This is a genomic window from Amycolatopsis xylanica (assembly GCF_900107045.1).
GTDB classification, from domain to species: domain Bacteria; phylum Actinomycetota; class Actinomycetes; order Mycobacteriales; family Pseudonocardiaceae; genus Amycolatopsis; species Amycolatopsis xylanica.
Genome location: NZ_FNON01000001.1, coordinates 406,298 through 422,508, shown reverse-complemented (window position 1 = coordinate 422,508; position 16,211 = coordinate 406,298). Strand labels below are relative to the sequence as shown.

Below are 16,211 nucleotides of genomic sequence, written 5' to 3'. Positions count from 1 at the left end.
CCACGATCGCGACGGGCGAGGACGGCACCGTGGTCACCATCCGGAGGCCGTGTAGACCACCGCGGTGGCGTCCTCGGTGCCCCAGGCCAGCTCACGGAGCAGGCTCAGGGTGCCCTCTTCGGGGTCGATCAGCTCAATGCCGCGCTTGGCGTAGTTGCGCATCAGCTCGGGGGTGACCATGCCGTTGTTGGTGCCGGTCGGCGCCCACGGTCCCCAGTGGACGGTCAGCCCGCGCCGTCCGTCCACTTCGGACCAGCGGCGGCCGAGCGTCTCCAGCGCGTCGTTGGCCGAGGCGTAGTCGGACTGGCCGCGGTTGCCGAGCGTGGCGGCGATACTGCCGAACAGCACCGCGAACCGAGGGCCGAGCGGGAGCGTGCCCGCCGCGTCGAGCAGCGCCTGCGCGCCGTCGACCTTCGTGCTGTAGACCCGGCTGAACGACTCCGGCGTCTTCTCGGCGATCAGCTTGTCCTCGATGACGCCCGCCGCGTAGACGATGCCGTCGAGCCTGCCGTGCTCGGTGTGGATCTCCTTGATCGCGCGCTGCACGGCGGCACCGTCGAGCATGTCCACCGAGTGATAGCGGACCTGGCTGCCGAGTTCGGTGAGCCTGCGGACCGTGTCACGGACCTCCCGCTCGCCTTGGATCCGGCCGACCGCCTTCTCGATCTCGGCGGGCTTGCGCAGCCCGCTCGCGATCAGCGCGGAGCGAAGGTCGGCTTCGGTGGACGCGCTCGCGGTCGCGGCGTCCTCGTCGGCGGTGAGCGCGGTCCGGCCGAAAAGCTCGATGCGGCACCGGCTGGCGGCCGCCAGCGCGGTGGCGAACCGGGCGGTGATGCCCTTGCCCCCGCCGACCAGCAGCACCACCGAGTCACGGTCGAGCCCGAGCGCGGCGGCTTCGGCCGCGCCGTCACCGGCGGGCCCTGCGCCGGTGCTGCCGAGCAGCCCGAGCGCGGTCTCCTCCATGCGCAGCCCGTGGCGGGTCTCCCCGGTCCGGATGACGACCGGCTCACGGTCCACACCGGACAGTTCCGCGACCAGCCCGTCCGCGATCACCTCGGTGTCACCCGACTGCTCCACCACGCGGGCGATCATGTCCGGGTATTCGCGGGAGACCGAGCGGAAGAACCCGCGCAGACCCTCGGCCGGTCCGCTCGCGAGCACCCAGCGCGGCGCGGTGGCCAGCACCGCCTGGTAGGTCGGGAAAGCGTCCGGCAGCACCGGGTCGCTCAGGTCGCCGAGGAAGTAGACGCCGTCGAACCTCCTGGACGCCGGGGCCTCGGTGGTGACCAGCGCTTCGGCGCCCTGGGCGCCAAGCTTGGCGGCCAGCGCGTCGGCGAGTTCGCCGCTGCCGAGCACCAGGAACTCGCGTCCGGCCAGCTCGCCAGGGCTGAGTTCGGCCTTCGCCAGCTCGAACTCGGTCATGACCAGGCGCTTGGGCGCGACGATGACCGGCTCGTCGGTGCTGACAGGCTTGGCCGCGACCGGGGCGGGCTCGGTCTCCCCGCCGCCGACGATCAGCGCGGTGATGGCTGCGGCCGTGCGTGCCTTGGCGAGTTCCTCGGAATCCCCGTCGAGTGGCAGGCTGAGCCGGGTCGCGAGTTCACCGGCGATCTCGGCACGCTTGATGGAGTCGACACTCAGGTCGGCTTCGAGGTCGAGATCCGGCTCGATCATGTCGACCGGGTAACCGGTCCGCTCGCCGATCACCTCCAGCACGACCGACAGCACATCCTGCTTCGGAGCCGCAGCGGCCACGGGCGCGGGCGCCCTGCCGCTGATCAGCGCGGTGATGCTCGCGGCGGTCCTCGCCTTGGCCAGCTCTTCGGAGTCACCGTCGAGCGGCAGGCCGAGCCTGCTCGCCAGCTCACCCGCGATCTCGGCACGCTTGATCGAGTCCACACTCAAGTCGGCTTCGAGATCCAGATCCGGCTCGATCATGTCGACCGGATAACCCGTGCGCTCCCCGATCACCTCCAGCACCACCGACAGCACATCCTGCTTGGGTGCGGCGACGACCTCGACCGGCTTCTCCGCCACCACGGGCGCGCTCACCGGAGCGGGATAAAGCGGGCTAGATCCCGCAGCGGAGTTTAGCCCGCTAAATCCCGTTTGGGCGGGGGCGCTGGGGAGGGCGTCGACGTAGGTGATGGCCGGGCGGGCGCCGGGGTCGGTGCCGAGGTAGCCGAGCAGGACGTCACGCTGGGCCGCGACCATTTCCCTGCTGGTGCGCAGGAATTCGGCGATCAGGGCCTCGGAGCCGCTGGTCTGACCGGGGGCGGCGTGTCCGGTGGTTGTCACGAGAGCCTCCGAAATGCGCTGGGCGGGGTGAAGGGCCGTCGCGGGGATCGTCCCGTCGACGGTGCGAAGCAAATGGCCGTCGACCGTCCAACCCGCGCGCTTGCGGCGGGTCGCCTTGGCGGCGTCGACAGCGTCACGACCCTGGAACAGCCAGCCGGTGCGGACGTCCACCCCGGCGACGGCGAGCTGCGCGAGCGCGCCGAGGAACCCGGCGAGCCCAGAGCGGCGCCTGCCCTCCAGCGACACCGTCCGATGTGGATGGTCTTCGAGGATGGCCTGCACCAGCTTGGTCAGCACCGAACCCGGCCCGGCCTCGACGAACACCCGGGCGCCCGCCGCGTACATGGCCTCGATCTGCTCGACGAACCCGACCGGCGCGCCGATCTGCGCGGCCAGCTCGCCGCGGATGGCGGCTGGCTCGTTCGGATACGCGCACGCCGTGCGGTTCGACCAGACCGGGATCTCCGGTTCGGCCACCGGCTCGACGCCGAGCACCTCGGCGAAGGTCTCCCCCGCCGCCGCGACCAGCGGGCTGTGGAACGCGCACGCGACCGTGATCCGCTTGGCGCCCAAGCCTTTCGCGCGCAGTTTCTCGACCGCCGCGTCCACCGCCTCGGTCGGCCCCGAGATCACGGTCTGCTTGGGCGAGTTGCGGTTGGCGGTGACGACCGTGTCGCCCAGCCCGGCGTCCGCGAGCGCCTCGGTGACCTCCGACGCGCCCGCCGAGACGGCCGCCATCGTGCCGGGATCGTCGGCTCCGGTCGCCTTGAGGATCGCCTCGGCGCGGGCGGTGCTGCACCGGAGCAGGCTCTCCGGGCTCAGCGCGCCCGCCGCGGTCAGCGCGACCAGCTCGCCGTAGCTGTGCCCGGCCATCATCGCCGGGCGCACGCCCGCCTTGGCCAGCAACGCGTTCGCGGCCAGCCCGGCGATGCCGAGCGCGGGCTGCGCGACGCGGGTGTCGGTGATCGCGGCGAGCTGCGCCTTGCGCCCGGCCTCGTCGAACGCGGCTGGCGGGAACAGCGCCGCGGCCGTCGCGCCGCCGAGCCGCAGATACCGCTGGATCTCCGGGAAGGCGACGAACAGCTCGGCGAACATGCCGGGCCGTTGACTGCCCTGCCCGGGGAAGAGGAACGCCAGGTCCCCGGTTTCCTCGTCCGAAGCCTGGAAAAGCCCGAGGTCGGGATTGTGCTCACCGTCGATGGCCCGGCGCAGCAGCCCGGCCAGTTCGTCCACAGTGGACGCGAGCACCGCGATCCGGACGCGCGTGCCCCTGGTGGCACCGACCTCGGAGCGGCGCGAGGCACTGAGCGCGAAGTCGCGCAGGCGCCACGGCTCGTGCTTGCCCGGGTCGGCCTCGACCAGCGCGAGCAGCTCCTTCGCCACCTTGGCCGCGGCGGCGTGGTCGGCGCCGCGGAAGGTGAACAGCTCGACCGGCCACTGGTCGGCGGTGTGCACGGGCGGCGCGCCGCCCTGGTGCGCGCGGAGCACGACGTGGAAGTTGGTCCCGCCGAAGCCGAACGCCGAGACGCCGGCGATCCGGTCGGCTGGCGCCGCGGCCCACGGCCTGGCCTCGGTGTTGAACGCGAACGGGCTGCTTTCCGGCTCCCAGGCCGGATTCGGCTTCTGGACGTGCAGTGTCGGCGGCTTGACGCCGGTGTACAGCGCGAGCGTCGTCTTGATGAGCCCGGCGAGACCGGCGGCGCACTTGGTGTGCCCGATCTGCGACTTGACCGAACCGACCGCGCAGGCACCCGGTTCGGCGCCGGCTTCGGCGAACACCTTGGTCAGCGTGCCGAGCTCGGTCCGGTCGCCGACCACGGTCCCCGTCCCGTGCGCCTCGACCAGCCCGACCTCGGCCGGCGAGATCCCGGCGTTGCGATACGCCCTGGTCAGCGCGTTGTGCTGGCCTTCGGGCCGCGGCGCGGTGAGGCCGAGCGCACGCCCGTCGCTCGCGCTGCCGACGCCCTTGATGACCGCGTACACCCGGTCGCCGTCGCGTTCGGCGTCCGCGAGCCGCTTCAGCGCGACGCAGGCGACACCCTCGCCGAGCGCGATGCCGTCGGCCGCGCTGTCGAACGTGGCCGAACGGCCCGTCGGCGAAAGCGCGTGCACCGAGGCGAACAGCAGGTAGTCGTTGATGCCGTTGTGCAGGTCGGCGCCACCGCAGAGCACGAGGTCGCTGGTACCGGCGGTGAGTTCCTTGCACGCCACGTCGACCGCGGTCAGCGAGGACGCGCAGGCCGCGTCGACCGTGTAGTTGGCGCCGCCGAGGTCGAGCCGGTTCGCGACCCGGCCCGCGATGACGTTGGCCAGCACACCGGGGAACGAGTCCTCGGTGAGCTTGGGCAGCTGCGCGTCGAGCGCGGGCGGGATCTCGCCGACGTACGACGGCAGGACGGTCCGCAGGGTCATCGCGTTCGACAGGTCGCTGCCCGCCTCCGCCCCGAACACCACGGAGGTCTTGGAGCGGTCGAAGTCACGGTCGCCGTAACCCGCGTCGACGAGCGCGCGGCGCGCGGCTTCGAGCGCGAGCAGCTGCACCGGCTCGATGCTCGACAGCGACGACGGCGGGATGCCGTAGCTCAGCGGGTCGAACGGGATCTCCGGCAGGAACCCGCCCCAGCGCGAAGGCGTGCGGCTGCCGTCGCCGTCGGGGTCGTAGTAGAGCGACTGGTCCCAGCGCCGGTCCGGCACCTCGGTGACCGAGTCGACGCCGCCGAGGATGTTGGCCCAGAACGTGCCGAGATCCGGCGCCTGCGGGAACATGCAGGACATCCCGACGATGGCGATGTCCAGCGGCTCCGGTGTGGAATCGATTTCCCCGGCGGCAAGACCGAGCTCCGCGACCCGGCCGGCGAGGAACTCCCGCGCGCCCGTCCCGACCGCTTCGTGCAGCGCGGCGATGGTGGTCACCTCGGACCGCAGCACCGCGACCTCACCGGCCATGAACATGCCTTCGGCGAGCTGACGGTCTTCGGCGACTTCACGCAGGTCGTCGCCGACGCGCTCGATTCCCTTGCTGGCGAGGCGAAGCCGCCCGACGTTGAGCTGTTCGAGCTGCTCCCACGCCTCACGGCTGGGCACCTCGCGCTCGGCGAGGTCCTTCTTGATCGCGGCGTATTCGTCGGTGAACGGGCTGCGGACGCAGCGGGTCGCGTGGCCAGGCGCGGTCTCCAGCAGATCGGTGTGCTCGGCCTCGATCACCTGCTGCTGGAACAACGGCAGCACCGCGCCCGCGGCGACGGCCTCTTCGGTGAACAGATAGGCGGTGCCCATCAGCACGCCGATCTTCGCGCCGCGCGCGCTCAGCGGGGCGGCCATCGCGGCGACCATGGCGGCCGACCGCTCGTCGTGCACCCCGCCCGCGAAATAGAGCTGCAGCTCCGGCGCGAGGTCAAGGTAATTGTCGAGCACCCCGAGTTGCGCCTCCCACAAGGGGAAACTGTTGCGCGGGCCGACGTGCCCGCCGCATTCGGAGCCTTCGAAGATGAACTTGCGCGCGCCCGCGTCGAGGAACTGCTTGAGCAGGCCCGGCGAAGGCACATGCAGGAAGGTCTCGATACCCACCTCTTCGAGCGCGGCGGCCTGCGCGGGGCGCCCGCCCGCGATGATCGCGTGCGACGGCCGGATTTCGCGAATCACTTCCAGTTGCGCGGTTTTGACATTCTCATCGGCGAATCCGAGAACACCGACACCCCACGGCGCGTCGTCAAGTGCGGATTTAGTCTGCTCCAAAATCGTGCGGGTCTGTGCGGCGCCGGAAAGCGCGAGCGCGATGAACGGAAGACCGCCCTCGTGCGCGACCGCGGCGGCGAACGCGGCTTGGTCACTCACCCGGGTCATAGGGCCTTGCGCGACCGAAAGCACAGGCGGCGGCACGGCGAGCGCGCCGGTCACCGCGTCCCGCACGCCGCGGACGGCGGCGGCGACGGTGCCCCAGTCCTCCTGGAAGCGGCCGGCGAGAAAACCGTCTTGACCGACCGGGAGCGTCTGGCCGGACGAGTCGGCGCCCCGTCGCTGCAGGTACCGAATACCTTCCACCACTGCGGTTTCCGAGCCGTCGAGCCCGGTGAGCGTGGTGGTGATCTCGGCGGGAAGGTCCACTTCGGCCAGCAGCGCGAGCTGCGTGTCGAGCACCACACCGGCCGCGCCGCCTGCGACCGCCGCGGCCGCGGTGTGCGGACCGGCGCCGCCCCAGACCCACACCGGCAGGTCGTGGGTGGTGTCGGCGAGCAGTTGCTGCAGCAGCACGAAGCTGCTCAGCTCCCCGATCCGGCCGCCCGCCTCGTGCCCGCGCGCGATCAGGCCGTGCGCGCCCGCCGCGGCCGCGCGCCTGGCCTGCTCGCGGCCCGTGACCTCGGCGAGCACCCGGCGACCGGGGAAGTCCTCTGCGGACAGTGCCGTGTCGACGGTCAGCACGACCGTATGCGCCGCCTCCGGGAGAACTTTCACCGGAAAGTCGCCTGTGTGGGCAAGACGCACACCGTAACCGCGCACGCCCCATTCGGCGGTCAGCGCGAGCTCTTCGGTGGCCGCGCGCCCGCCCGCGGTGAGATCGAGAACGCCCAGGCCACCGGCCTGCGCGGCGGCTGCGACGACCCGCGCGGAAGGGAGTCCGAACGGGGTCACCGCGAGGACAAGATCGGCACTATTCGCCGACGCAGCGTCATTGGTGCCGAGTTTCGACACGCGCATGAGAACCCCCGCAACACGGAAGTGGGAAAAAGGGTGACGGTCTGTACTTAAGCGCGCGATCGCGGTCCCGTCAATGGCTAAACGCGGTTAACAGGGGTCGTCTCACGAAATTGGCACAGATCCCATCCAACGGGCAATCCGCGGTCGACTGGAGTTAGCATCGCCGACACACAGCCGACACGAAGCGGCTTTCCCGGTGAACGATCATGGCCTGGCGCTGGGGATCTACCCGGCCAATAGACGGGCGGCCAGGTTATTTTCGCAAAATTAACAACAACAGGGAAGCCGACGGCACTCGCTCCCACTATGTGAGCGAACGCTTTGTGAGGCGCTGATAATACGACCGTCTGAAAGGCTTCCGTAAATGAACAGAAGGTGGACCGCGGCAGCGGATGATCTCGACCGTTAATCGGCGGTTCAGCCAATGGCCGAAGCGCTGGAGCGGCGCTAAGGTCCGCCACCCGGCGCGAGGGTGAAGCCCGGTGCCCCACTCGCGATCGCGCACGTGATCATCAGCCCGCTGGAACCCTCCCGCCTGGATCGGACTCGCCGGTAACTTGCGGCGGTGACTATATCGGTAACCGGGCGATCGCGGTAAGTCCCGTCGGGAATTAACGAACAAAAGGCCGGGACCAGCGTGAACCGGTCCCGGCCTTCCTTTGTGGACAGTGCGATCAGACGTGCACGAGCAAACGCGCGAGCAGCTCGGGGTGACCCTCAAGTCCTTGGCGCAGCGTGGCTTCCGCCCACGGATGGAACATCTCGACCGGCGCCGCGGACCAGTCCAATGGGCCGAGTGGTGGCTCCGGGTCGTACTCGATCATGAACTGGACACCGCGCTGCACCTCGTCGCCCGCGATGCGCCCGACCAAATGCAGTGCCAGGTCGATACCGGCCGAGACACCGGCCGCGGTGATCACCGGGCCGTCCTCCACCCAGCGCTTCGCGACCGGCGTCGCGCCGAACTCCTTGAGCGTTTCGCGGTAAAGCCAATGGGTCGTCGCCTCGCGGCCGTCGAGCAGCCCGGCCGCGCCGAGGATCATCGAACCGGTGCACACCGAGGTGACGAACTCCGCGCGCTCGGCCGCGCCACGCAGATACGACAGCAGGGTCTCGTCGGTGAGCGCGCGAATGGTCGGCGTGCCACCGCCCGGCACCACGACCGCCGCGGGCTTCGGGATCTCCGCGAAGGTGTGCGTGGCGAGCAGCGACATCGGGGTGTCCGTGCCGATCGGCTCCTTGCGCTCGGAGACCGTCACCGCCCGGTAGGGCAGCCCGAGATCCGACAGCGCGCCGAGCACCTGCAGCGGGCCGGCGAGGTCGAGCAGGGTAAGGCCCGGATAGAGGACGAACGCGATGGTCTTGGGTTCATCTGTCATGTCATCGAGGGTCGCGCCGACCAGGCGATCGCGGGGCGTGGATGTCTCAAATCCTGCGAACCACGTCCAACGGCCAGGTGAGACTGCTAGCGTCGCCGACCATGGAGCGCATTCCCCGCCGAGTGGTCCTCGTCGGCTATCCGGACGCGGAACTGCTCGACCTCGCCTGCCCGGCCGACGTCTTCGACGCCGCGAACCGGCTCGGCGTCCAGCCCCGGTACGAGCTGCGCACGGCCACCGTCGACGGCCACGGCATCCGCTGCCAGAACGGCCTCACCCTAGGCGCACAGCAACGGCTTGACCAGGTCGAAGGCGGTCTCGACACGCTGATCGTCTCGGGTGGCCTCGGCTGCGAGAAGGCGGCGGAGGACATCCGGCTGATCAACCACATCCGCCGCCTCGCCGACAGCTCCCGCCGCGTCGCGTCGGTGTGCAGCGGCGCGGCCGTGCTCGCCGCGGCCGGTCTGCTCAACGGCTGCCGCGCGACCACGCACTGGATCTACGCGGCCAGGCTGGCCGAGCGGTACCCGGCGGTGACCGTCGACCCGGTGCCGCTGTTCATCCGCCACGGCTCGGTGTACACCTCGGCCGGCGTGACCAGCGGACTCGACCTGGCATTGTCCTTCGTCGAGGAGGACCACGGCCCGACGCTCGCCCGCGAGGTCGCGCGGATGCTCGTGACCTACCTGCAGCGCCCCGGAAACCAGGCCCAGGTGAGCATGTTCATCTCCGGCCCGCCGCCGGAACATCGCGTGGTCCGCGACCTCGTCGCGCATATCGCCGAAAAGCTCGACGCCGACCTCGGCACGCCCGCGCTCGCCGCGCACGCGGGCATCAGCACCCGTCAGCTCAGCCGCCTATTCGAGGCGCACCTCGGCACGACGCCGAGCAAGCACGTCCGCGCGACCCGCACCGAAGCCGCCGCCCATCTGCTCTCGACGACCGAGCTGCCGCTGGCCGCGATCGCCCGCCGCTGCGGCTTCGGCTCGACCGAAACGCTGCGGCAGGCCTTCCTCGACCATTACGACACGCCGCCTTCGGCCTATCGCCGAGTCCACCTCCGCCACTCCCCCGCCTAACGCATGCGGCGGACCAAGTCCTCGCGGGGCCGGACACCGAGGCCGGGGCCGTCAGGAAGACGGACACGGACCCCGTTGCTGTCCAACGGCTTTTCAAGGATGTCCTCGGTGTAATAGTGGGCGCCAATGATGTCCGACGGGACCTCGGCGCTCAGCTCCGGCAGCGCGCAGGCGACATGTGCCTGCGCGGCGGCGCCGAGCCCGAGTTCGCCGTTGGAACCGACAACGGTGTCCAGGCCGAACGCGGCGGCCAGCGCGCCCATCGCGACCGCGCGGCCGGGACCGCCCGCCTTGCCGACGTACAGGCTCACCATGTCCGCGGCGGCCGCCTGGATCACGCGCACGAGATCGCCGGTGCCGAACACCGACTCGTCGGCGACCACGGGCAGGCCGAACTCCCGCATCGCGGCCATGCCTTCCAGATCACCCGGCACCACCGGCTGCTCGACGAAAGCGGGCCGCGAGACGTCCAGCTCGCGCAAGGCAGCCGCGGCTTGCGAGCGCGTCCAGCCGCCGTTCGCGTCGAGCCCGAGGAAAGCCTGCGCGCCCGCGAGTTCGCGCGCCCGCGCCACCCGCGCGATGTCACCGCGCACGCCGAGACCGACCCGGACCTTGAACGCGCGAAACCCGGCGGCGACCGCGGCCGCGTAGGTCCGCTCGAGCGTTTCGCCGTCGCCGGACAGGGAAAGCTTGATCGGCACCTCGGTCCGGTACGGCCCGCCGAGCACCTCGGCCAGCGGCAGGTTCAGCGTCCGCGCGTAGACGTCCCACAGCGCCGTCGACAATCCCGCCTTGGTGAACGGGTTTCCGGCGAGCGCTCTGTCCATAAGGGACTCAAGCCCGCCGATCGGGGCGAGTTCCTTGCCCAGCAACGCCGGCGTGAGCACGTGCCGGATGAAATGCGCCGCGCTCGCCGCGTCCTCACCGCTCCAGAACGGCGTCGCGCTCACCTCGCCGTAGCCCTCGGCCCCGCAGGTGGTCACCACCCGCACCAGCAGGAAATGCGACCGGTCGTGCGCTCCCCTGGCGCCCCGCACCACCAGATCGGGATCCGGGGCGAGGTCGACGGCTGCGGTGTGGACAGCGGCGATACGCGTCACCGGCGTTCCTTTCCTGCTGCATAGTCGGTTTCATCCCATCAAACCCCTGGCGAGATTGGCGATCCGTTCGCTCAGCGCGAGCGCGGCCAGCCCGTCGGCGAGATCGGGCGTCGGCTCGGCGCGCACACCGGTGATCAGCTCGACGAAGCGTTCCAACTGCAGGTCGAAACACCGCGTGCGGTGATCGGGCTCGAATTCGACGCGCTCGGCGCCGTCTGCGGTGATCAGGTCGAGCACGAAACTCCCGGTGTCGAGCCGCGCGTGCCCGCGATCGCCGACCACGCTCAGCTCGGCGTGCGGGAAAGCGCTTGCCAGCCAGCCGAACTCGGCCAGCACGACCGTCCCTTTGGGATAGACGAGCCGGGCGCCGCACACATTCGGCTGCGCGAGGCCCGACCGGGTGGGGAACGCCCAGGTGTCCTCGACCGTGCGCGGCCCGCCGTCGAACAGATACGACAGCCAGTCGAACACATGCGAACCCTCGTGCAGCACCGGCATGCCGTGCACGAGCGCGGCCTCGATCCGCTCGGTGTGCTTGGGATCGGCGCGGTCGCGCAGCTCGCCGTAAACGTGGACGCGCACGAGCAGCGACTCGCCGAGCTTGCCCCGGGTGATCCAGTCACGCAGCACCGCGAGCGCCGGGTCGTGCCGGTACGCCAGGCCGGTCTGCACCCGCGAGCGGAACTCGGTCGGCAGCGCGGACAGCGGCCGCGCCGCGCGGCTGGTGGTCGCCAGCACCTGGCCGGTGAGCACGCACCGTCCACTTCGGACAAGCCGGTCGAGCAGCGCGGGCGTGACCCACGGCGGTGTGGCGAGGATGAACCCGTCCACCGACGGGTCGTCGAGGAACGGCGTCACGTCACCGAACGCGGGCGCCCTGACGCGCTCCTGCGCGAGCACGCGGCGCCGGTCGATCGGATCGACCAGGCCGGCCACCCGGACCGCCGGATGCCGGAGCAACGCGGGCAGGTGCGCGGTCAGCGCCGTCTCACCCAGGCCCACCAGCACGATCCCCGCCCGGCTCACCGCGGAGCCCCCGAGCCGTCCATCCCCGCTCCCTCCCTCGCCCGTCCCCCGACGGAGCCTGGTGAGGAGGTGTCGCGAAGATCCGCCGCACCCCTGATTCGAAGATAACTTCTCGCGCGCGGCCGCGCTAGAACCTGTTGCCGCTCAGGCAGCCGAGCTTGACGGAAATCTGCTTCGCCTGGCGCACAACGAGATCGGCCGCGGTGTCGAGCCCGGCCCCGGCGAGCTCGCGGGTGAACCCGGTGACCCCGACCGAGCCGGCGACCCGGCCCTGGGCGTCGAAGAAGGGTGCCGCCAAACAGGCGACATCCGTTTCGTCTTCTTCGTCCTCCACGGCGTAGCCCAATTGCCGTACCTTGGCCAGCTGCGAGCGGAAAACCCGCGGCGTGGTCCGGCCGGTGAGCAGCGGCTCGAGCTGGGCATCGGGCAGATGCGCGGCGATCACCCTGCCGAGCGCGGTGGAATTGAACGGCACCGCCTTGCCGGGATAGGTGTCGAACTGGATGAAACCGGGACTCGTCGCCTTCGCGACGTAGACGACCGAAGCGCCGTTCAGCACGCCGACATGAGCGGGCATCCGGAGTTTGTCGGCCAGTAGCCGCAATTGGGGTTCCGCGACTTCCGAGATGTCCTCTTGCCTGATCAACGGCGCGGCGAGTTCGTACAACCGCAAAGTCACCCGCCAGAAATGGCTCCTGCCGACGACGAGCCTGCTCGCGTAGCCGCGTTTCTCGAGCGTGTAGACGATCGACGCGCAGGTGGCGAGCGGGATGCCGGTGGCGCGGGCGAGCGCGGTGAGCGTCAGCCCGCCTTCGGTTCCGACCAGGGTCTCCAGCACCGTGAGCGCCCGGTCCACGGCGGGCGAAGCGGGCCGGGTCGCGGCGACGGGTGCCCCCTCTCCGCCGGATTCGTGCGCCACGGATCTCCCCCGATCGTCGCTTTTTCCCGAATTCCCGGCTACCAGTATGGCTCAGCCGGTGTCCCACCGGCGGGCGGAAAACCGCCCCCGGGCAGAGGTGGCGCGCGGCACTGTGCACGATGTTCGCGTGGATCGTCATTCCCGCGCCGATGAGGGCGACAACGAGGTCACCGGCCCGATTCGCCGGATAACCGACGCGCCGTCCCGTCCGGTGCGGCGCAGGCCACCCCCCGCCCGTGAGTCCGCGCGCCAGGCCGACCGGCCCCGCCGCTCCGCCGCGCGCCCGGAACCACCCGAGCCGGCCAAGCAGGCGGCGACCGGGCACGGACATGGCCACGGTCATGGGCACGGCCCGGCGGCACCGGCCTCACGCCGGGTCCGCCTGCTGCTGATCTGGCTGCTCGCCCCGCTCGCCGCCGCGACGGTGCTCGGCATGATCGTGTTGTACCCGTGGGGCAAGGCGGCGCCGACGAGCGTGGTCCCGCAGGGCACCCCGGTGCACGGCACGATCACCACGACGGTCACCGGGCCGTGCCTCGGCCAAGGCGAGGTTCAGGTCGGCGCGCCCAAACCGGACGCCAAGCCGTGCCTGACGGTCGAGCTGAAACTGACCGACGGCCAGGCGAGCGGGCAGCCGCTCAAGCTGACCGTGCCGATCGAGCCGAGCACCCCGCGGTTCAGCGCGGGCGACACGATCGTCTTGTCCTACAACGGCGGCAAGGCCGACGACCCGTCCGCGTACCAGATCGTCGACTTCCAGCGCGGGCTCCCGCTGGCGCTGCTGGCCGGGCTCTTCGCGCTGGCCGTGATCGTCCTCGGCCGCTGGCAGGGCGTCGCCGCGCTCGTCGCGCTCGGGCTGAGCTTCCTCGTGCTCGCGTTGTTCGTGCTGCCCGCGATCCTCGCCGGGGAAAGCCCGCTGCTGGTCGCGATCGTGGGCGCCGGGGTGATCATGTTCATCGCGCTGTATTTGACGCACGGGCTGTCGGCGAGAACCTCGGTCGCGGTGCTGGGCACGCTGGTGAGCCTGGCGCTGATCGGCGTGCTGTCCGCGGTGTTCTCCGCGGCCGCGTCCCTGACCGGGCTCGACGACAACACGTCCAACCTCATCGGCTCACTCGGCCACGGCATCGACGCCCGCGGCCTCCTGCTGGCCGGCGTGGTGATCGGCGCGCTCGGCGTGCTCGACGACGTCACGGTCACCCAGACCAGCTCGGTCTGGGAGCTGCGCCGCGCGAACCCGGCGCTCGGCTGGCGCGAGCTCTACGGCGCGGGCCTGCGCATCGGCCGCGACCACGTCGGCTCGGCCGTCAACACCCTGGTGATGGCCTACGCGGGCGCCGCGCTCCCGGTGCTGCTCTATTCGTCGCTCTCGGGCATCGGGCTGGGCGCGATCCTCGGCTCGGAGGACATCGCGCAGGAGATCGTGCGCACACTGGCAGGCAGCGTCGGCATCGTCGCGGCCGTCCCGGTGACGACGGTACTGGCCGCACTGATCGCCTCCCGCGAGCCGGTCGAAGAACTCACCAGCACCACCAGTACCCAGTAGTCACAAGGGCGAACCCCCACCGCGGCCGCCGAGGTCAGGTGGGGTACGAAGTGGCGGTGGCCGACCTCCTGTTCGCCCTCCCCCGCGCGATGCTGACGGTGGCTCGCCGCGTACTGACGGCCGTCGACGCGGTCCCCCGGATCGCCCGCGCGCTCGACGACATCCACAAGTCGATGGCGCACGTCGAGCGCCTGGCCACGTTCGCGGCCGAGGAACTGCCCGAGCTCGTATACCAGCTCGAAGCCGTCCAAGAACGCCTGCTCGACCTCGAAAAAGCCATCCGCGAACCACCCCGTCACCTGGGGTCGTGAGTGTTTTGACCGGTTCTAGCGGACGGGTACTTGGCTACCTACCGCCCGAGTCTCGCGCGAGTGGAAGGTTTGCTCCGTTGGGTGCAGAAATTCTTCCACTCGCGCGGGCTCGTCCGCCGTCACACGTGACAAGGGGGACCCTTGTCACGCTCTGGGTGACAAGGGCCGCCCTTGTCACCCAGACCGCGGCCGGGTGAGCGGGAAATAGGCGTTCAACGCCTTAACCAGCACACATAAGCCACTTTCGTTCCCCTGAGCGTGACAAACGCCCCGTCCGGGCGCACCAGCCAAGGCCACGTCACGGGCAGGTCGTCGAATACCGGTTCGCTCTAACCGGCCTAGCCACTCACGACCCCCGATGCGCACCCGCGCGTGATGCGGGAGTTGCCGCAGGGGCGGGTGTGACTCCTGGGGCTCGCGTGGCGCTGGGCCGGGCGGTCGATCCACATGAAAGCCACGTTCATTACGTTGAGCGTTGCGAACGCCCCGTTCATGTCGTCCAACCAGGGCAAAGGGGCCCGGTCGTGAGTGGTTAGGCCGGTTAGAACCGGTCAGAACACTCACGACGCTTTTAGTCGAGGGTGGCGACGAAGCGGCTGACCGCCTCCATGGTGAACCGCTGCGCGATCTTGCCCGAGGGCGCGGCCGAGGCGAGCCGGTAGAGCGGGCGGTCGCCGAGACCGTCGCCGCGCGCCTCGGACTTGAGCTGCGCCACCAGCAGCTCCGAGAACACGAGGCCGTTCGCCTCGACGTTGTTGACCAGCGCGTCGGCCAGCCTGCGCAGCTGCAGGATGCCGAGCTCGCGGCCACCCGTCCCGGCGTACAGGGCGAGGTCGATCTTCACGGTCTTGCGGCGCTGGCCGGCGTTGATCAGCAGCGCGACCGTGCGGGTGCCGCGGATGTCGGTGACCAGCAGGTCGATGCGCTCGGCGGTGACCAGGTCGATCCGGCGGACGCCCCAGGTGCGGACGAGCACGACCGTGCCTTCGAGCCACAGGCGCCTGCGGAGGTTGAACAGCACGACGTAGAGCAGCGCCAGCCCGGCGACGGCCGCCGTGACGAGACCGGCGACGCGGCCGCCGATCAGGCCGGCGATGCCGCCGAACGCGGCGGCGAACACGAGCACGCCGATCATCCCGGACCAGGCTCGGCGGCGGCTCAGCGCGGGGTCGTCGTGGTAGAGCGGGAGCCGTTCGGGCTCGTTGGTCATCGGGTCACTTCTCCGAAGTACGGGTTGGCGGTGCGCTCGGCGCCGATCGTGGTCGCCGGGCCGTGCCCGGGCAGCAGGACGGTGTCACCCGGCAGGGTCATCACTGTGGCACGCAAGGAGTTCCGGAGTTCGTCGGCGTCGCCGCGCCCGACGGACCCGGCGAACACCGTGTCGCCGGTCAGTGCCAGCTTCCCGCCCTCACCGCTCTCCAGCCGCAGCACCACCGAGCCGGGGGTGTGCCCCGGCGTGTGGTCGACGGTGATCGCCAGCTCCGCGACGGTCATGGTCCCGGCCTCGAGCGGGGTGAAGGTGATCGGCTCCGGCGGCAGGTCGCGGTCGGCCTCGTGCAGCCACACCGGCACGCCGAACGCGGCGGCCGAGGTCACATGATCGAAGTGGCCATGCGTGAGGAGCACGCCGTCCGGGGTCAGCCGGTGCCTGCGCAGCGCCGCGGTGATCGGCTCCAGCGCGTCCTGACCGGGGTCGACGATCACGCAGCCCGCGCCCTCCGAGGTCGCGAGCAGGTAACAATTGGCCGCCAGCGGTCCACACGCGAACCCTGCGACGAGCAAGAACCCTCCCTCTGACCGGGTATGAATCCCCATTTCAGGCGATTTCGGCCAGCCTAGCCAACCCTGTACTCCGGCC

At 70.7% G+C, this 16,211-nt stretch carries 10 protein-coding genes; 3 read left to right on the top strand and 7 right to left on the bottom strand.

What is annotated here, in order from left to right:
* Positions 1-33 precede the first annotated feature (33 nt).
* Together BLV57_RS01740 and BLV57_RS01735 are read right to left on the bottom strand one after the other, a co-directional pair.
* Positions 34-6,993 (bottom strand): type I polyketide synthase, encoded by a 6,960-nt coding sequence (locus tag BLV57_RS01740; RefSeq protein WP_091285696.1) that lies wholly within the window; start codon positions 6,991-6,993, stop codon positions 34-36.
* A gap of 674 nt (positions 6,994-7,667) precedes the next feature.
* On the bottom strand, positions 7,668-8,372 hold the full coding sequence (locus tag BLV57_RS01735; protein ID WP_091285695.1) for a DJ-1/PfpI family protein: 705 nt from the start codon (positions 8,370-8,372) through the stop codon (positions 7,668-7,670).
* Positions 8,373-8,473: 101 nt separating this feature from the next.
* On the opposite strand from BLV57_RS01735, the gene BLV57_RS01730 reads away from it, so the two are divergent.
* Positions 8,474-9,451 carry a GlxA family transcriptional regulator gene (locus BLV57_RS01730; RefSeq protein WP_091285692.1) on the top strand — a complete coding sequence of 326 codons (978 nt, stop codon included), beginning with the start codon at positions 8,474-8,476 and terminating at the stop codon, positions 9,449-9,451.
* On the opposite strand, the gene BLV57_RS01725 is transcribed toward BLV57_RS01730, so the two are convergent.
* From BLV57_RS01725 to BLV57_RS01715, 3 genes are all read right to left on the bottom strand, one after another.
* The gene (locus BLV57_RS01725) at positions 9,448-10,551 is read right to left on the bottom strand and encodes a mandelate racemase/muconate lactonizing enzyme family protein (RefSeq protein WP_091285689.1); all 1,104 of its coding nucleotides are present in this window, start codon (positions 10,549-10,551) and stop codon (positions 9,448-9,450) included. The genes BLV57_RS01730 and BLV57_RS01725 overlap by 4 nt on opposite strands.
* 30 nt (positions 10,552-10,581) lie before the next feature.
* Positions 10,582-11,577: a Gfo/Idh/MocA family protein gene (locus BLV57_RS01720; RefSeq protein ID WP_091285687.1), complete on the bottom strand. Its 996-nt coding sequence runs from the start codon at positions 11,575-11,577 to the stop codon at positions 10,582-10,584.
* 127 nt (positions 11,578-11,704) lie between these two features.
* Positions 11,705-12,496, bottom strand: a complete 792-nt coding sequence (locus BLV57_RS01715; protein ID WP_091285684.1) for an IclR family transcriptional regulator — start codon at positions 12,494-12,496, stop codon at positions 11,705-11,707.
* A gap of 127 nt (positions 12,497-12,623) precedes the next feature.
* Here BLV57_RS01715 and BLV57_RS01710 point away from each other — a divergent pair, with 127 nt between their 5' ends.
* Together BLV57_RS01710 and BLV57_RS01705 are read left to right on the top strand one after the other, a co-directional pair.
* Entirely contained in the window at positions 12,624-14,042 is a 1,419-nt protein-coding gene (locus tag BLV57_RS01710) for a YibE/F family protein (protein WP_245757101.1), read from the top strand.
* A gap of 38 nt (positions 14,043-14,080) precedes the next feature.
* Positions 14,081-14,353: a hypothetical protein gene (locus BLV57_RS01705; protein ID WP_245757100.1), complete on the top strand. Its 273-nt coding sequence runs from the start codon at positions 14,081-14,083 to the stop codon at positions 14,351-14,353.
* 571 nt (positions 14,354-14,924) lie between these two features.
* Here BLV57_RS01705 and BLV57_RS01700 read toward each other — a convergent pair.
* Positions 14,925-15,563, bottom strand: a complete 639-nt coding sequence (locus BLV57_RS01700) for a hypothetical protein (RefSeq protein ID WP_091285678.1) — start codon at positions 15,561-15,563, stop codon at positions 14,925-14,927.
* Complete coding sequence (locus tag BLV57_RS01695) at positions 15,560-16,135, bottom strand: MBL fold metallo-hydrolase (RefSeq protein ID WP_091285674.1); 576 nt, start codon at positions 16,133-16,135, stop codon at positions 15,560-15,562. Before BLV57_RS01695 ends, BLV57_RS01700 begins: the two co-directional genes overlap by 4 nt.
* Between the last annotated feature and the right edge of the window lie 76 nt (positions 16,136-16,211).